The 16,635-nt window shown below is 45.1% G+C and carries 14 protein-coding genes, 1 other RNA gene and 3 pseudogenes; 11 read left to right on the top strand and 7 right to left on the bottom strand.

From position 1 onward, the window contains the following. Positions 1 to 10: 10 nt before the first annotated feature. The 5 genes from MCB1EB_RS04125 to MCB1EB_RS04105 all read left to right on the top strand — a co-directional run bounded on the left by MCB1EB_RS04125 (position 11) and on the right by MCB1EB_RS04105 (position 5,499). Entirely contained in the window at positions 11 to 943 is a 933-nt protein-coding gene (locus tag MCB1EB_RS04125; protein WP_026920822.1) for a LysR family transcriptional regulator, read from the top strand. Positions 944 to 963: 20 nt separating this feature from the next. Continuing rightward, a complete protein-coding gene (locus tag MCB1EB_RS04120) occupies positions 964 to 2,337 on the top strand; it encodes an amidase (RefSeq protein ID WP_045362768.1) in 1,374 nt (457 codons plus the stop codon). Between the two features lie 2 nt (positions 2,338 to 2,339). Further along, complete coding sequence (gene crcB / locus MCB1EB_RS04115) at positions 2,340 to 2,723, top strand: fluoride efflux transporter CrcB (protein ID WP_045365735.1); 384 nt, start codon at positions 2,340 to 2,342, stop codon at positions 2,721 to 2,723. Positions 2,724 to 3,443: 720 nt separating this feature from the next. Next, a complete protein-coding gene (locus MCB1EB_RS04110; RefSeq protein WP_126353877.1) occupies positions 3,444 to 4,316 on the top strand; it encodes a hypothetical protein in 873 nt (290 codons plus the stop codon). A 298-nt stretch (positions 4,317 to 4,614) separates the two neighbouring features. Next, positions 4,615 to 5,499, top strand: coding sequence for a hypothetical protein (locus MCB1EB_RS04105; RefSeq protein WP_045362770.1), 885 nt, complete (start codon positions 4,615 to 4,617; stop codon positions 5,497 to 5,499). Between the two features lie 96 nt (positions 5,500 to 5,595). Here the strand turns inward: MCB1EB_RS04105 and MCB1EB_RS04100 are convergent, their stop codons facing one another. Next, a complete protein-coding gene (locus MCB1EB_RS04100; RefSeq protein WP_126353876.1) occupies positions 5,596 to 6,846 on the bottom strand; it encodes a hypothetical protein in 1,251 nt (416 codons plus the stop codon). 333 nt (positions 6,847 to 7,179) lie between these two features. On the opposite strand from MCB1EB_RS04100, the pseudogene MCB1EB_RS04095 reads away from it, so the two are divergent. Beyond that, positions 7,180 to 7,775: pseudogene (locus MCB1EB_RS04095) on the top strand (helix-turn-helix domain-containing protein); the annotation flags it as partial. 37 nt (positions 7,776 to 7,812) lie between these two features. Here the strand turns inward: MCB1EB_RS04095 and MCB1EB_RS04090 are convergent. From MCB1EB_RS04090 to MCB1EB_RS04080, 3 genes are all read right to left on the bottom strand, one after another. Beyond that, positions 7,813 to 8,430: a hypothetical protein gene (locus tag MCB1EB_RS04090; protein ID WP_045362773.1), complete on the bottom strand. Its 618-nt coding sequence runs from the start codon at positions 8,428 to 8,430 to the stop codon at positions 7,813 to 7,815. 41 nt (positions 8,431 to 8,471) lie between these two features. After that, complete coding sequence (locus MCB1EB_RS04085) at positions 8,472 to 8,711, bottom strand: hypothetical protein (protein WP_045362774.1); 240 nt, start codon at positions 8,709 to 8,711, stop codon at positions 8,472 to 8,474. A 90-nt stretch (positions 8,712 to 8,801) separates the two neighbouring features. Beyond that, positions 8,802 to 9,485 (bottom strand): hypothetical protein, encoded by a 684-nt coding sequence (locus MCB1EB_RS04080; protein ID WP_126353874.1) that lies wholly within the window; start codon positions 9,483 to 9,485, stop codon positions 8,802 to 8,804. Between the two features lie 23 nt (positions 9,486 to 9,508). On the opposite strand from MCB1EB_RS04080, the gene MCB1EB_RS12565 reads away from it, so the two are divergent. From MCB1EB_RS12565 to MCB1EB_RS12315, 3 genes and pseudogenes are all read left to right on the top strand, one after another. Beyond that, entirely contained in the window at positions 9,509 to 9,883 is a 375-nt protein-coding gene (locus MCB1EB_RS12565) for an IS110 family transposase (protein WP_313790317.1), read from the top strand. 80 nt (positions 9,884 to 9,963) lie between these two features. Further along, a pseudogene (locus tag MCB1EB_RS04070) lies at positions 9,964 to 10,186 on the top strand (transposase); the annotation flags it as partial. Beyond that, positions 10,179 to 10,376: pseudogene (locus MCB1EB_RS12315) on the top strand (IS481 family transposase); the annotation flags it as partial. The pseudogenes MCB1EB_RS04070 and MCB1EB_RS12315, both read left to right, overlap by 8 nt. A 73-nt stretch (positions 10,377 to 10,449) precedes the next feature. On the opposite strand, the gene MCB1EB_RS04060 reads toward MCB1EB_RS12315, so the two are convergent. From MCB1EB_RS04060 to ssrA, 3 genes are all read right to left on the bottom strand, one after another. Then, entirely contained in the window at positions 10,450 to 11,886 is a 1,437-nt protein-coding gene (locus MCB1EB_RS04060) for a hypothetical protein (protein ID WP_045362778.1), read from the bottom strand. Positions 11,887 to 12,240: 354 nt separating this feature from the next. After that, the gene (locus MCB1EB_RS12620) at positions 12,241 to 12,441 is read right to left on the bottom strand and encodes an Arm DNA-binding domain-containing protein (protein ID WP_081953485.1); all 201 of its coding nucleotides are present in this window, start codon (positions 12,439 to 12,441) and stop codon (positions 12,241 to 12,243) included. A gap of 177 nt (positions 12,442 to 12,618) precedes the next feature. Continuing rightward, positions 12,619 to 12,977: a transfer-messenger RNA gene (gene ssrA / locus MCB1EB_RS04050) on the bottom strand. Positions 12,978 to 13,016: 39 nt separating this feature from the next. Here ssrA and map point away from each other — a divergent pair. After that, positions 13,017 to 13,955, top strand: coding sequence for a type I methionyl aminopeptidase (gene map / locus MCB1EB_RS04045; protein ID WP_081953486.1), 939 nt, complete (start codon positions 13,017 to 13,019; stop codon positions 13,953 to 13,955). Positions 13,956 to 13,995: 40 nt separating this feature from the next. Further along, a complete protein-coding gene (locus tag MCB1EB_RS04040) occupies positions 13,996 to 16,623 on the top strand; it encodes a [protein-PII] uridylyltransferase (RefSeq protein WP_045362782.1) in 2,628 nt (875 codons plus the stop codon). The last annotated feature ends 12 nt before the right edge of the window (positions 16,624 to 16,635 follow it).

Here is a 16,635-nt window from a genome sequence, read left to right as displayed (position 1 = left end):
AGATGCCGCTATGATCCGTACCCCGCTTGAATTTCGCCATCTGCAAACCCTGCTCGCATTGCGCGATACCGGCAATCTATCGCGTGCTGCACAGTGGCTTTATTTAACCCAATCCGCCCTCTCGCACCAGCTTAAAGCGCTCGAAAACCATTTTGAGGCGCCGCTTTTTATTCGCAAATCATCACCTTTGACCTTCACCGCAGCAGGCAAACGCCTGCTCAAACTGGCTGAGACCATTGTGCCCGCGGTTGAGGAAGCGCACCGGGATCTCACCCGGCTCGCGGCTGGAACCGGCGGCAGCTTACGGATCGCGGTTGAATGCCACACTTGTTTCGATTGGCTCATGCCAGCGATGGATATATTCAGGCAACACTGGCCCGAAGTTGAGCTGGATATTGTGTCCGGCTTTCACACTGACCCGATTGGCCTGCTGCACCAAGATCGCGCAGATCTGGCGATTGTGGCTGAAGCGGACCCGACAGAGGCCATGCATTATTCACCTCTGTTTCGCTTTCAGATTGTTGGTTTGCTCGCCAACCACCACCCTCTGACTGAACGCAATGTGCTTGAAGCTAATGATTTTCGGGATGAAACTTTAATCAGCTACCCTGTGCCAGACGATATGCTTGATATCGTAAGGCAGGTCCTAAAACCAGCCGGCATTGCACCTAAACGGCGTACTTCGGAATTGACCGTTGCTATCTTGCAACTGGTTGCTAGCCGCCGTGGCATTGCTGCGCTACCCTGGTGGGCAGTAGCCGCTTATCTTGAAAGGCGCTACGTTAGCGCGCGGCCAATCGTCGCCCAGCAAGGGACTTTTTTGGCTGGGGAGCTGTATGCTGCAGTGTCGCCCACACTCTCAACGCAGCCTTATATGCGTGAATTTGTGTCGATCATGCGCGAAACCAGCCTGGTTCATTTACCTGCGATTGAATTGCTTTAATTTACGGTTAAACTGTATAAATGAAGACCGTTCGGGGTATGGCGCTGGCCTTGCAAAACCAGCAGATAACAAGCGTACGCCTGATCGAGGAAGCACTCGCACGCATCGACGCTCATCGTCGCGCAGGCGGCTGCGCCTGGATCAGCGTTGACGCAGAACATGCGTTAGTCGCCGCGCATGCTTCCGATGTTGCGCGGGCTGCTGGTTATGCGCCTTCGCTCTTGGCCGGACTACCGATTTCGATTAAAGATTTGTTCGATATAGCTGGGCAAGTGACCCGCGCCGGTTCGCGCATTTTAGCGAATGCGCCGCCAGCAACCACCGATGCCCTAGCAGTGGCGCGCCTACGCGCGGCAGGCGCGATTCTGCTAGGCCGTACAAATATGAGCGAATTTGCTTATACTGGGCTTGGCCTTAATCCACATTACGGCAACCCCTGCACTCCGCTGGACCCTAGCCGGGTGGCGGGAGGATCAAGCTCCGGCGCCGCCGTTTCAGTAGCGGGTGAAATGGCCATTGCCGCACTCGGCACGGATACCGGCGGCTCAATTCGAGTACCCGCAGCGTTCTGCGGATTAACAGGCTTTAAGCCAACCGCCAAGCGCGTCCCTCTGACCGGCGCGATCCCCCTGTCGGCTTCGCTTGACTCGGCTGGACCGCTCGCCCCTTCAGTTGACTGCTGCGCCATCTTAGATGCGGTACTAGTCGGCCAATCCCCCTCTTCGATTGAAACCAGCGCAGCCAATATTAAAGGCTTGCGCCTTTATGTCACGCACGATTACGTAGGCGCAGAGCTGGACCGAACAGTACACTCAGCTTTTGAGGCGGCACTCGAGGCGCTAAGCCGAGCAGGTGCGCACATCGTCCATTTTTCTTTCCCTGAATTATTTGAACTTAACTCAATCAATCAGCAAGGCGGTCTGGTTGCCGCCGAAGCCTGGACTTGGCACCGATCACTTATACAGCGCGCTGGCGCAAATTATGACCCTCACGTCGTCGCTAACCTTCGCAAGGGCGCAACCCTCACCGCCGCTGATTATCTGGATATACTAGCCGGACACAAACGCCTACAAGCCTACGCCCGCCAGCGCTTATATGATGCGGATGCGTGGCTCATGCCCACTGCAGCCATTACGCCGCCACCACTTGCGCCTCTGATCCGCGACGATGCTTTATTTGTTTCAACCAATAAACTGGCCTTGCGCAATGCGCGCATCACGAATATTTTGAATGGCTGCGCGCTCACGCTACCTTGCCAATTGCCCGGTGAACTACCGGTCGGATTATCGATTTGCGGTTTTGCCTATAGCGATGCGCGCATCATCCGCATCGCGCGCGCGATCGAAGCCGTACTGGCCACCCGCCAGCACTCAACTCACCTTAGCACGCATTGATGATGTGGAAAGCAGTTGCCGCGCTTGCCCTTGGCTCTACGCTTGGCGCACTCCTACGCTGGGGCCTTGGGCTTAAGCTCAATAGTATCCTCCCCACCTTACCGTTGGGTACGCTCTCAGCTAATTGGATCGCAGGCTATGTCGTTGGCATAGCGCTGGCCTACTTCGCCCAAGCGCCAAACCTTGCGCCTGAATGGCGGTTATTGATTATCACTGGATTCTGCGGCGGTCTTTCCACTTTCTCAACCTTCTCCGCTGAAGTCGTCACGCTACTGCAACAAGGGCGACTAGGATGGGCCATTAGTTCCATTGGCGTTCATGTTGCGGGATCCCTCATCATGACGCTAGCAGGGATTGCGTCATGGCATTGGGTTAAATCATATTGAGGGAGAGTAACTATGAATCACGCGGCGCGCAGAAATGAATGCTTAATATTGCAAGATAGTGGTTAAATCCACCTGGGGCAGCGCAGTTGAAAAGCGACCAGAACCCTGGTCTTAATTAAAGGATAGGATCAACTTCATGCAGCCACTACAATATTTACTATTCATATATTTCCAGTAGAATACCCAAAATATCCACATTGCCTGCTCTATATCTCGTCAAAAAAAATTTGAACTAAAAAACCTACTTATAAGTCGATGTGAAGAAATCTCTCTATATTTTTTCCAAGCTCAGTGCCAAGTGTGGGGACTGATGATAAAGAGTTATTTATGTACGAAGACAATCATTTATTGACCGACAAAACGGTATCTCTAGTACTATTTTTTTCCGAATCCTGCCTCTGCCCCTATAAGCGCAAAACCGTGGGATGTTCCCAGGTGCCTTTAGGCCCTGGCTATTGCAGTACTGTAAGCTAAATATGGGTTACCATCTAGCTTAATCAACTCGGTCACAATCCAATAGATGCTCGAGTGATATTGAATAATTTTTTTGTAGCTTTGGGCGCTAGCTCTTTTTCCCATCCGTGGGACATTTCTGCGGTTTTGTGCTTACAACCAACCCTATAAAGAAATAAAAGAGAAAAAATATTTGGCTGCGCAGTATTATTGGGCTCAATAATGAGATTTATATTTTAATTTTTATTATCGTTCGGAGAGAATCTAATGCCAGCAAAAAATGTAAACCTTGCATATTGCCGAAAGCTCGCCTCGGAAAAACAAGTTGAGTTTTCTATACCCATTCTACAACATCTCAAGTTAGATAAAAATAATTTGGTAGCGGATATGCTAAGAGAGACTGGTGGCGGTGTTTGCTATGCGGTTTCCACAACTTGGCTCTCGAAGGAAATATACCAAATGAAGGAATACAATAAAATATGGGAATTATATACACAGGAACTTTCTGACGATAAGGAGGATAGCTGGGGGCCAACAATGAATCTTTTTTTATTAGAAAATGGCTCATATATAGCTAGATCTGATAACTGTGAACAAGAGCAAAAAGCATACTCAGAAGAAATGGAAAAATTAAAAAATTCATTAAAAACAAAAGAAAAAGAATCTGGTTTTTTAGATTCTTTTTCTAATTTATTTAATCTTAAGGGATCCGCAGATATAGATAATATATGGAATAAATTAAATGAATTAAAAAATAAACATTATTTAGCATATAAAAATTCTCAAATTTTATCCGTCAAGGGAGCTAATCAGGTATGTTTTGATAATTATTTATTTAGGTCAGTCCTTAGTCAAAATCAAACTGAAAATTATTATGAACAAGTACAATTTTTTGATTTTATAAAATCTATAAAACCTGAAAAACCCTGCTTAGTCAAAATAAGCTTTGCTAATGGTGGGGGACACGCAATTGCGTGTCTTAATAAGGGTGAAGAGAATAGCTCTTTTCTAGTGGATGCAAATACTGGTGTGTGGAAGGGTAAGTGGATAAATTTAGCTGAAGTCATTGAAATTTATTGGTACGAACTTTACGGAGCAGACAGAGAATTGAAAAGATGTGAGTTTGTCTATTACACTTGAATAAACGAACGTTTTTGTTACATACAGCTTGCACGATTGATGCCTTTCTTAAAAAAGAACTCTAAGTCAGTGTACATAAATAACTCTTTACCATCAGTCCCCATACTTGGCACTGAGCCTGAAGAAAAATATAGAGAAATTTCTTCGTACCGACTTACCACTATCGTGAAACCCCGATTTTAGATAGATTGATTTTGGTAGTCTCTACACACGAAACATATAAACATTATAAATCCAGCCCTGATACAATCAATACCATCAGATTACTCCATGACCTTAAAATGCATAGCGATACAACATGAAAAAGGAAATTTTAATTGTCTTATTAATCGTGAAGAGCTGGGTCACTGGGTGCGGTGGTGGTAGCAGTAGCGAAAGTACAACTAAATGTGAGACTTTTCATCCCCTATCATGCAATGAATCACAATTTGATCATGCAGACCTACTTTCTAGGTTTAAAAATTTTCCAACAGAAGAAAAAATACCTTCTTTTACTCTTGGAAATGGGCAAGCCATAATCGGCTTCCGCAAAGACGATGCAGAAATTAAAGATATATTAATTTTACCTATCTCATACTCCTCTAAAGAAGCCGTTCAATACATAAAATCTCACTCCAACTGGTTAGGCGAAAATTTAATAGAAATTAAAATATTAGATAACAAAACTAGGGACAATATTAAATTTAAATTTCTAGCTATAGAAAAAGGAAATCGTCCAATTGAGCCAACTATAGATCGGGCTGCACTGATAGCAATATTTTCTCTAATATCGAAGAGAAATGGATTAATCAACTGGCTAAGCCCAGAAATAATTGAGGACTCAAACGGTAACTATTGGCTTGAATACAGTTTGAGTGAAGCTAGCGTATATTCGCCCCCATTGAATCTAAGCGACCTAAGCAGTAACAAAGTCGACGCCGACCATGCCGTTAGAACAGATTTTTCACTCAGCGAGCGCCAAGCCGTTTCACCTATGGATGATTCAACATCGCTTGAAGACGATAGGCTGATCGCTTTTACAGTGGTGAGGATCAGCTACAAAGGGAGCGGCACAACCCCGCCCTCCAATGGAGGAGAGCCACTCAGCATACACGAGCTATATGCAAGATGGGATCAAGCCAGATCTGCACGCCTCAAAATTATAAATGACAATGGCAGTGATAGCGATAGTGATGATTTTTAAGAAAATTACACACTTAAATTAGTTAACACGCCAATCAGATACCTACTCTAACCTGTTAGTCTCATAGGCGCTCTCAAATTTAGATTATCTTCTCATTTAATTCTCTATCACGCTAGCTGACTTCTTCATTTTTTCTATAAAAGTACGAAAGTTTTTCAATGTGGGCGGGGTTTTTGATGAATAGTTTTCCTCTATTTCTTTCATAAATTTTTTATATTGCCTTCTATAACCAAGCTTAGGATATTTGTTAATTACACTGTGAGTCACAGCTATCAATTCAAGCGGCCATTTAAAATGTTTATAGCTCCTCTCTAGGTAATTTCTATTAAAGCAGTCATAAGTAGGGCATGTTAATGGGGGGGTTTGATCATTACACCATGCTTTCAATCGAGCGTGCAGTTTTATCCCACTCAGTTTAGAGTTTACATTTGTATTAGCTTTAACAATATTGCTAGCTATCTCTTCAAATTTATCTGCCCATTTCACATGCTTGGCCTTCTTCAATTTTGCTTGCTGACCTGTATTTTTTTCTACCGCCTGAAAATCATTAACGGAAGGCACAGCGTGATTCGCTTCTGACTCTCCCTCCGAATTTATTGCTGCATTTTGATTTCCTGACACAGCATTTTCATTATCTAAATTCCATTCGTCCAAAAAATCCAAAAAAGAATCCTCTTCACCTAAAGCATTCAATACATCTGACTGCCGGCAAAAATCTATTGGGTGATTTAATGCTCGTAGTTGCTGGTCATAAAAAGATAACGAACTGCCTGCTTCGTCCTGATTATCACTTGTGCCTATTCCAACTCCCAATTCTATAGCCTGAAAATCATTATCAGAAAGCGCAGCATGATTCGCTTCTGGCTCTCCTGCCAAATTCATTTCTGCATTCTGACTTTTAGGATCATCATCTTCATCAAACTGCAGGTAAGTCAAAAACTCCAAAGAAATATCCTCTCCATCTGAAGCATTAGATACCTCTGGCTGACTGAAAAAAGCTTCTATTGGTTGATAAAATGCTTGATATTGCATGTCAGAATAACTTAGCTGGCTGCTTACCTTCTCCGGATTATCACTCGTGACTATTTCAACTCCCAATCCATGATCAGGCGCGGCCCCACTTTGTATCGTTTCTTTTTGAGGGGTAGGTCGCACGCCTCTTCTTTTTCTTTCCCTCTGAGGCTCTGGATTTAAATTTTTTGTATCAACCCTGAAATTTTTTAAGGCCTCTAAATAGACCGTTCTTTTTCTCGGAATAGTTTGCTCTATCGTGTTTGAACCCAAATCATTTGATTCTGTACTCGGCTTTTGAGATTGCCGTCTTGATATAGGGGATAGAGGAGGCATAATAACCTTTCATTTAAAAAAATTTTCATGCCATCACCTTACATCCTGCTGCTTTTCTTTACAGCCTTCCCACGAAATGATCCAAATTTCTCCGAAGCCTCTTTCTTTAACAGGATTCAAACCCTCTCATTGCCTCATACTCTGCTTAAGTTCGCTTTTTATAAAAGGCTTTTGTTTTGCTTCTCAATCCCTCTTCTGAGCCCTTGTTTAGCCCCATCGCACCACACGATGCGCCGATTTTTTGCTTCGGATGGGGTATTTCGCCGGCTTTGTTGTTGGGCTTATCGCAGCGCTCAATACTAAGAAAAACCTTTGAGTTGGGTCGAGCTGGAGATGATTTCCTGGACAGCCTGTGCTGTTAATCAAAATATCATCAAACACAAGGTCGGTCTGCTCAATTTGGCAACAGAACTTGGCAACGTGTCTCGCGCCTGTAAGGTGACAGGATTTTCGCGCGACACATTTTATCGCTATCAAACGGCGCTAGAAACCGGCGGAGTGGATGCGTTGATCGATGCCAATCGTAAAAGCCCAATCTTAGAAATCGTGTTGAAGAAACCACCGAAATAGCGGTAGCTGAATTTGCTTTGGAACAGCCTGCTTTTGGCCAAGTCTGCGTCTCCAACGACCTGCGTAAGCGGGGTATTTTTGTTTCCCCATCAGGAGTGCGGTCCGTTTGGCTACGGCGCGATTTAGATTCATTTAAAAAGCGCCTTTCAGCGCCAGAGAAACACGTTGCTGCAACGGGTGGGGTTCTAACTGAAGCACAAGTTGTTGCGCTCGAAAAAAAGCAGGAGGACGACGTAGCGCACGGTGAGATCGAAACAGCGCATCCTGGTTATCTTGGCAGCCAGGATGCATTTTATGTTGGCACGATCAAGGGTGTAGGCCGAATCTACCAGCAAACCTTCGTGGATACCTACTCGAAGTGGTTTGCGGCTAGGACAACTGAGAGTTTAGCGACTCTTAATTTCTAGACTTTGGATACAAATTATCCTTCAATTCAGGTCTCTTCGCTATTAGCTCTTGCTTCATTCGATTTAAGTAACTACTAAAAGTAAATTGACGAGGGCATAGCTCATTGGGATAGACAGTTTCAAATTCTATTTGTAGTTCTGCCTCAGACATCAAGACGCTATTGGCCTCGATTAAAGCTCGGATCTTATCTCCTTGATAGTTCCTCAGCTTACTTTCCAATTCTGGATTCTTCTTTTTTTGCTCTTTTCTTATCAAATTGAGGTAATTAGAAAAAGTCCTTATATGAAAATATGGCCCATTGGGATGGGCTGTTTCAAATCTTTCTTTTAACTCTGCTGCAGTTATCAAGTGGCTATCATCCTCGATTACAGCTTGGATGTTATCTCCATGATCGTTTCTTAGCCTAATTTCCAATTCTGGATTCTGCTTTCTTTGCTCTTTTCTCGCCCACGTTAAGTGTTTACTACAAGTGGCTATATGAGGGTATGACTCATTGGGATGGGCTTTTATAAATTCTCTTTGTAGCATCCCCTTAGTTATCCGGAAGCCATGGACTGCGATAAGAGCTCGGATCTTATCTGCCTGACTCTCCACACCCTCCTTCATCCTATTTTCCAACTCTGGATCTTTCGCTCTTTGCCCTTGCTCTACCTGGTTCGATTTTTTTCAAAAAAAGGATTAGAATTGTCTAAAAAATCCAGAGAAAGATCACCTTGACTTAAATAAGTCAATAATTTTTCTGAAGCATTAGGATCAAGTGGCGTATTTAAAAAATCTACGAATGAACGTTCATCTAATGGAATATTCGATATTTCTTTTGATGAACTTGCCAAGCTCATTTCGGCATCTTGATTTTCTAATAAAGCACTTGCATTGCCAAAATTCAATTCATCTACAAAATTAAAGAAATCACTATATTGGTTTGGAGTACCCGATAAATGCTCCGGATTTTCTGGATCTTTCGCTCTTTGCTCTACCTAGTTCGCATTTTTTTCTAAAGAAGGGTTAGAATCGCCTAAAAAATTCAGGGAAAAATCACCTTGGCTTAAATCATTCAATAACTTTTCTGAAGCATTAGGATCAAGTGGCGTATTTAAAAAATATACGAGTGAAAATTTATCTAATGGAATATTCGATATTTCTTTTGGCGAACTTGCCAAGCCCATTTCAGCATCTGTATTTTTTAATGAAACACTTGCATTGCCAAAATCCAATTCACCGGGAAAATTAAAGAAATCACTATCTTGATTTGGTGCGTCCGACAAATGTTCCAAATTCTCAGAATTCACTCGATTAGCTAATGAATCTTCCTGCGGAACAAGATCATCTTCTGGATATTGTATAAACTCGTCTTCCCAAGCCTCTCTTGGCGCGCTTCCTATTAGACTATTCCTGTCAGTTTCAATGCCCTGCCCATCAGCAAGCCCCACCCTTTGCTCATCTGCTTTTGTAGATTCAGGCAGTTCCCGACGCAGCCTTTTGGGATTCCCCTGAGGAGCTCCACTTAAACGTTTATTATTATTTGGAATATTTGGCAAGCTGGATTGAGAGAGCCTTCTTCCTAGAGCACTACTTCGATCATTTGCGTTCCCATCTAGACTCGGTATCGCTGAACTCGGCGCTTGATAAGACAACCCATTTGAAGGTTTAAAAGGAGACATGGCATGCTCTTTTTAGGCAAAAAATAATACAATGCCTTAACCTTAAACTCACCCTCTCTTTTCCACTTGCCACCTTTGCGAAAGGATTCAATAAAACCCGAATACACCCATCTCTACCACTGTTATTTCGTCAGCTCTATCGGCTCACCACGGCGATAGTTAAACTTGCTGATCTTCCCGTCACAATGGAAGCCACAGGGGTCTATCACGAGCAAGCTGCGCAGACCTTATACGATGCTGGCGTCACTGTTTCCATCGCGAATCCGGCTCAAGTCAAGTCTCTTGAAAATACCCTAGCTACCCGCACCAAAACCGATGGCGCTGACAGTTTTTTGATTGCGCGTTTTGGTCTGATGTGTAAGCCATGGTGCATGGGTTCCACCTGCACCAGAAGCTAGAGTGATCCTGCCCCAAAATTTCGATGCATTTAAAAGTAGAAAAAGCGGCCCAATTTTGAAGTTGATCAGGAGATTGTGCGGTGAAGAAATCGAGATATACGGAAGAGCAAATAGCGTTTGGTTTAAAACAGGCAGAAGTCGAGATATCAGTTGATGAAGTATGCCGAAAGATGGGGATATCTCAAGCGACATTCTATAGCTGGCGCAAAAAAATATGGAGGGTTAGGCCCTTCGGAATTACGCCGCCTGAAACAATTAGAGGAGGAGAATAGTAAGCTCAAACGTTTAGTAGACCTATCAATATACAGCGGTGGGCGACTGCTCTCGATTTCGAGTATTAGGAGTTTACCCACGCCGTGATGCCCGCTAAACTTTACTTTTCTTTGAACGAGTAATAGAAGAAATGCCCTTTCCTATCCGGCAGATCCAAACCGATCGCGGGACTAAATTTTTCGCTGAAAGTGTGCAAAGATATTTGATGAATTTTGCGATTTACAGACATCGTTTCACTTTTCTGCAAATCGCTCATCTAATCTTTTAGCCTTATGGGCTCTCTCTAATTTAGATTATCTTCTCGTTTCATTCTCTATCACACTCGCTTGCTTCATCATTTTTTCTTTAAAAGTACGAAAATTTTTCAATGTGGGCTGTTTTTTTGATGGATAATTTTCTTTTATTTCTTCCATCAATTTATTATATTGAATTTTATAACCGTGCTTAGAATATTTGTTGATTACACCGCGAGCCATATCTCCTAATTCAGACGGCCATGCAAAATGTTTAAAGTTTCTCCCTAGGAAATTTTTATTAAAAGATTCATAACTAGGGAATGCTGATTGCGACTCGGGAGCACCACACTTCTTTTTCAATATAGCGTACAGCTTCAGCTTACTCAGCTTAGGAACAGCATTTGCATTAGCTTTAATAAGTTCCCGAGCGATATCTTTCCATTCAGGCATCCACTGCACCCTGGTTTCATCGCTTCGCTTTGCACATTTTTTCACAACGGATGGATAACTAGGACATGTTAATGGTGGTTCTTGATTTTTACACCAATCTTGCAATTGAGCGTGCAGTTGTTTCACAGTCAGCTCAGCATTAGCTTGAACCATATCGCGAACCTTACCTTCCATTTCAGGCGTCCATTTCATAGGCGGGCCGATTTTCTTTTTCAAACTTGTATTTTCTTCTACCTCCTGGAAATCATTAACGGAAAGCCCAGCATGATTCGCATCTAGCTCTTCCTCCGAACTCATTTCTGCATTTTGATTTCCTGGCACAGCATTTTCATCATGAAAATCCAATTCGTCTAAAAAATCCAAAGAAAAATCCTTTTCACTTAGAGCACTCAATACTTCTGGATGACTGCAAAAATCTATTGGGTGATTTAATGCATCTTGTTGCCGTTTAGAATAATCTGCCGAGCTGCTGGCCTCTTCCTGATTATCACTTGTGCCTGTTACAACTCCCAATCCTACCGCCTGAAAAGCATTATCGGAAAGCGCAGCATAATTCGCTTCTGGCTCTCTCTCCAAATCCATTTCCGCATTCTGACTTTCAGGCTGATCATCTTCATCAAGGTGCAGGTAATCCGATATCTCGAAAGATAAATCCTCTTCATCTGGAGCATTAAATACATCCGGCTGGCTACCAACGTCTATTGGAGGATCCAATACTGGTGATGGCGCTTTAGGATAAAGTAACGAATTGATTGCCGTCTCCAGATTATCAATTGTGACTATTCCAACTCCCAATCCATGATCAGGCCCGACCTCGCTCTGTATTTTTTCTTTTTGCGCGTTAAAAGGTTGCCCGCTCCTTCTTTTTACTTCTCTTTGAGATGCTTTATTTAAACTGTCGTTATAAGCGTTGATATTGTCTAACGCCACTAAAGCAGCTTTTCTTTTTATCCTATTATTTTGCCTCGCTTGCTTTGAACCCGAATCATTTCGTTCTGTATCCAGTGTTTGAGGCTGCTGTCTTGATATAGGGGATGGACGCATAACAACCTTTCATTTGAAAAAATTCTCATGCCATCACCCTACATCCTGCTGCCTTTCTTTACAGTCTTCCCACGAAATGATTCAAATTTCCCCGAAGCCCCCTTCTTTAATAAGATTCAAACCCACCCATTGCCTCATACTCTGCCTGAGTTCGTTTTTTATAAAAGCAGCCTGTTTTCTGAGCACTTGTTTGGCCCCATCGCACCATACGATGCGCCGGTTTTAATAATTTAACGTTAGCGTTACTGTCAAAACCTCGCGGCTCGTCAGCCTGAGCCGGCTGCGCAGCAACTTTAAGTTTTTGTACCTGCTTTACTGACCTTGCCTTGATTTCACATACAGTAGGGTTCCTTATCAATCCGCTAAAGATACATCCGGATAACGCCCGAAACTGATTGTCTGCGGCTTTCCTATAATCCGATAGGCCATACGCCACACCTTGCTACCTTTGGGCGACACCCACAAATGAAGTCCGCCACCATCAAATATTTTGAAGGGTTTGTCAGTAGGTTTTGCCGATTTGCACTTAGAGTCAGAAAGCGTATTTGTAGGCATCTTATATGTCCCCCTAATTCCATACCTACATAGATACCTACAGATTGCCTGTGTAACTGTGTTCGGCTACGCTGTTTTGCGTTGGAAATTGAGGGGAGAAATCCCCGTGAAAGCCTTATTTTACAAGGCTTTTCGGTTTATTTTAAGGGGATTATGTTAGAGATAATTTAAGATAACTGGTGGAGCCGGCGGGAATCGAACCCGCGTCCGCAAGCACTCTACAAGCAGTTCTACATACTTAGTTCAATCCTTTAATTTAACTACAGCAACGCGGATGAACACGCTTTACCGTAGCGATTCACTAGATTTAATAGTAGACGCCGTGACATCACCTACTACGATCTGACGTAAATGACCTCGCATGGTCTTGCGACCCTAACCCGTCAGAGAGCGAGTGCGAGGCGAGCCGGTATTAAGCGGCTACAGCGAACGTTTTGTCGTTTGCGGTTACTTTTTTTCCCATTGATTAACGAGGTAACGGGTCCTCGGTATGCCCTACATTGCTTTGCTACCCACGTCGAAACCAGGTCGGCCCCGTGGTATTTAGATTATTCCACAAATCAACCTGGAAAGGAATGTTTTTTAATGCCCCCAATCTTCAAATTGGTTCAACGCCAGGCGCGACTTTGCTTCTCTACGCTTGCGCTCGATACTCTCATGAAGTCATAATACAAACTAAGCGCAGCTTAGCGAATTGGATAAAAAATATGACTATTACGATTAAAAATGATAATGACATTGCGCAAATGCGCGTTGCCTGCCGACTAGCAAGTGAAGTTCTGGATTACATCACCCCGTCTATCGCCGCCGGCATCACGACAGCCGAACTGGATCGCTTATGCCACGAATATATGCTGAATGAGCAAAAAACCATTCCAGCTCCATTAAATTATCAACCACCCGGTTATTCCCCATACCCCAAAGCTACCTGTATTTCAGTAAATGATGTAGTTTGCCATGGCATTCCTGGCGATAAAACGCTCAAAAATGGTGATATTTTAAATATTGATATTACGGTGATTAAAAATGGCTATTTTGGCGATACCAGCCGCATGTTCATCGTAGGCGAAGGTTCAATTCTCGCCAAGCGGCTCGTGCAAACAACCTATGAATGCATGTGGCGAGGGATTGATCAAGTGCGCCCTGGTGCGCAACTGGGCGATGTTGGCTATGCGATTCAGCAGCATGCACATGCCCAAGGCTATAGCATTGTGCGTGAATACTGTGGGCATGGGATTGGGCAAACTTTTCATGAAGAGCCGCAAGTACTTCACTACGGTCAGCCAGGCACCGGGCTTAAGCTTACACCTGGCATGATTTTTACGATTGAACCCATGATTAACGCTGGACGCCGCGAGATTCGCACCATGCCGGATGGTTGGACTGTCAAAACGCGAGATCGCAGCCTTTCCGCCCAGTGGGAGCATACCGTCCTCGTCACAGAAACCGGGCATGAAGTGCTAACCCTATCGGTCGGAGCCCCGGCGCGCCCTGCAAACAGCGTTGCCGCGTAAGCCTAGAATTTATTTTTGACAATCTTGCGCTAGGCTTGCGATGCCAATCCAGCGTTTAACGGGCGTAAATATCAAGCCAGAAGCCGGCTTTAAAGCCGTCAAAGCAGCGCTGGTTGAAAAATTTAAGGTTACCGGCAAAGTTGATCCATTCATGCGTGCGCTGGCGCGTGCTGCTGATCATGCGCTGTTAAACGTCTGGCGTCTATGTCAATTGCCGCCCTCTTTGGTGCTCGCGGCAGTGGGCGGTTTTGGCCGCGGCGAGCTCGCACCTCATTCTGATCTTGATATTCTGATTTTGCTGCCGGCCGACCCCGATGCCAGCCTAACCGCCAAACTTGAAGCGTTTATTGGCATGGCATGGGATTTTGGCCTTGAAATTAGCAGTAGCGTACGCACTATCGCACAATGTGTAGAGGCAGCAAGTCAAGATATTACGGTGCAAACGGCATTACTCGAAGCGCGTCGCATCGGCGGAGACGCAGCGCTTTTTAAGCAATTTACCAAAGGTTTTAATGAGGTGCTGGACACCCATGCCTTCTTTCAGGCGAAGCAGCTTGAAATGCAGCAGCGCCATGCGAAGTTTCAAGAATCTCCTTACAGTCTTGAACCAAATTGCAAAGAAAGTCCGGGCGGCTTACGCGATTTGCAACTCATTTTATGGCTGACCCGCACCGCCGGCTTTGGCCAGAACTGGCACGAGCTTGAAATACGCAGCCAGCTCACAGCAAGAGAAGCGCGTGAATTGCGCCGCAACGAACTATTTTTAAAAACCTTACGCGCCCGCCTCCATATCTTGGCCGGCCGGCGGCAAGATGTGCTGGCTTTTGATTTTCAGACACAATTGGCGGAAAGCTTTGACTATCGCGCAACCCCCGCTAAACGGGCTAGCGAGCAAATGATGCGCCGCTATTATTGGGCGGCTAAAGCGGTCACCCAGCTCACGCCTATTTTATTGCAAAATATCGAAGCCCACCTTTTCCCGAAGACCAGCGGCATTTCGCATAGATTGTCTGAGCGCTTCGCAGAAAAGCAAGGGTTGATCGAAATCACGCAAGATGACCTTTATCAACGTGAACCTGATGCAATTCTTGAAACCTTTTTGCTGTGCGAGCGCACGCCCGGCGTGACGGGCTTAGCGACGCGTACGTTACGCGCCTTATATAACGCTCGCAACGTGATGAACCAAGAGTGGCGCCGCGCGCCACAAAACCGCCAATGCTTTCTTGAGATTTTGCAACTGTCGCATAACTCTATCGAGCATGCCAGCACCGCCCATGCCTTGGCACTGATGAACCAAACCAGTGTGCTGGGGCGTTATTTATTAAGCTTTTGGCGGATCGTTGGGCAAATGCAGCATGATCTTTATCATGTCTATACAGTTGACCAACATATTTTAATGGTCTTACGCAATTTGCACCGCTTTGGCGTGGCGGAACATGCGCATGAATATCCGTCTTGCAGCCAGTTGATGATGAATTTTGAGCGGCCCTGGGTCCTGATGATTGCCGCGCTATTTCATGATATTGCTAAAGGACAAGGAGGCGATCACTCAATCCTTGGTATGGCCGAAGCGCAGCGCTTTTGCCGCGAGCACAAGCTAGCGGCGGAAGATGCTAAGCTGATTATTTGGCTGGTCGAGCACCACCTGACCATGAGCCGCGTAGCCCAGAAACAAGATACAAGCGATCCACAAGTGGTCAAGCGATTTGCGGATCAAGTGCAAACCGAGCGGCAGCTCACCGCGCTTTATCTCCTCACGGTAGCCGATATTCGCGGCACCAGCCCAAAGGTCTGGAATGCTTGGAAAGGCAAGCTCCTTGAAGATTTATACCGCGTCACCCTAAACACGCTTGGCGGCGTACAACCCAATACCCATTCGGCGCTTGCGCTACGCAAAGAGCAAGCGCTCACACTCTTGCAACAACACTTGATCCCACAGGGCGCCTTCCAAGCGTTTTGGGAGCAGTTAGACATTGCCTACTTTTTGCGCCACGATGCCCCGGATATTGCCTGGCAAACACATGCTCTTTATTTATATCTTGAAACCCCTCGGCCGATTGTTCGAGCGCGCCGTTCACCGCTTGGTGAAGGGGTACAAGTTCTCGTCTACATGAAAGATCAAACTGATCTATTTGCCGGCATTTGTAGTTATTTCGATAGTCACGCCCTTTCTGTACTCGATGCACGCATCCATACCACCCGCCATGGCTATGCGCTGGATAGTTTTTTTGTAACGCACGCGTATACCGAGTTAGACGAAAATACGCACAAAGCAACCCAAGACGAGCTGCATGATTATGACCAAATCACCGCGCGCATTGAACAGCAACTAACGCGCCATTTAGCTAGCGCCAAACCCCTTCCGCTCCCCTCGCCAGGCCGACTTGCGAGACAATCGCGAACTTTCCCGAGCACTCCGCGGATTCATTTACGTGCCGATGAAAACGGACAATATTACATTCTGTCGCTTTCAACCAATGACCGGCCGGGTCTACTCTACGCGATTGCTCATATCTTAGCCTCTCACCAAATCAGCCTGCACGCAGCGCGCATCAATACGTTAGGAGAACGCGTTGAAGACTTTTTTTTGCTCGCCGGCGCAAAGCTCGCTGACAACCGACAACAGATTCAGCTTGAAACCGAATTACTCCGCGCGATTGCAGTTTGAGCTTTTTACCCA

The organism is Mycoavidus cysteinexigens (genome assembly GCF_003966915.1).
Lineage (GTDB): Bacteria > Pseudomonadota > Gammaproteobacteria > Burkholderiales > Burkholderiaceae > Mycoavidus > Mycoavidus cysteinexigens.
This window is presented reverse-complemented; position numbering and strand designations above follow the sequence as displayed.

Excerpts from the sequence above, each read along its gene's own strand:
- MCB1EB_RS04090 (WP_045362773.1), bottom strand. The coding sequence starts at position 8,430 with ATGAAGGAGGGTGTGGAGAGTCAGGCAGATAAGATCCGAGCTCTTATC.
- map (WP_081953486.1), top strand. The coding sequence starts at position 13,017 with ATGTTTTTTAATGCCCCCAATCTTCAAATTGGTTCAACGCCAGGCGCG.
- MCB1EB_RS04040 (WP_045362782.1), top strand. The coding sequence starts at position 13,996 with ATGCCAATCCAGCGTTTAACGGGCGTAAATATCAAGCCAGAAGCCGGC.
- MCB1EB_RS04120 (WP_045362768.1), top strand. The coding sequence starts at position 964 with ATGAAGACCGTTCGGGGTATGGCGCTGGCCTTGCAAAACCAGCAGATA.
- MCB1EB_RS04110 (WP_126353877.1), top strand. The coding sequence starts at position 3,444 with ATGCCAGCAAAAAATGTAAACCTTGCATATTGCCGAAAGCTCGCCTCG.
- MCB1EB_RS04105 (WP_045362770.1), top strand. The coding sequence starts at position 4,615 with ATGAAAAAGGAAATTTTAATTGTCTTATTAATCGTGAAGAGCTGGGTC.
- MCB1EB_RS04125 (WP_026920822.1), top strand. The coding sequence starts at position 11 with ATGATCCGTACCCCGCTTGAATTTCGCCATCTGCAAACCCTGCTCGCA.
- MCB1EB_RS04100 (WP_126353876.1), bottom strand. The coding sequence starts at position 6,846 with ATGCCTCCTCTATCCCCTATATCAAGACGGCAATCTCAAAAGCCGAGT.
- MCB1EB_RS12620 (WP_081953485.1), bottom strand. The coding sequence starts at position 12,441 with ATGCCTACAAATACGCTTTCTGACTCTAAGTGCAAATCGGCAAAACCT.
- MCB1EB_RS04080 (WP_126353874.1), bottom strand. The coding sequence starts at position 9,485 with ATGTCTCCTTTTAAACCTTCAAATGGGTTGTCTTATCAAGCGCCGAGT.
- crcB (WP_045365735.1), top strand. The coding sequence starts at position 2,340 with ATGTGGAAAGCAGTTGCCGCGCTTGCCCTTGGCTCTACGCTTGGCGCA.
- MCB1EB_RS04060 (WP_045362778.1), bottom strand. The coding sequence starts at position 11,886 with ATGCGTCCATCCCCTATATCAAGACAGCAGCCTCAAACACTGGATACA.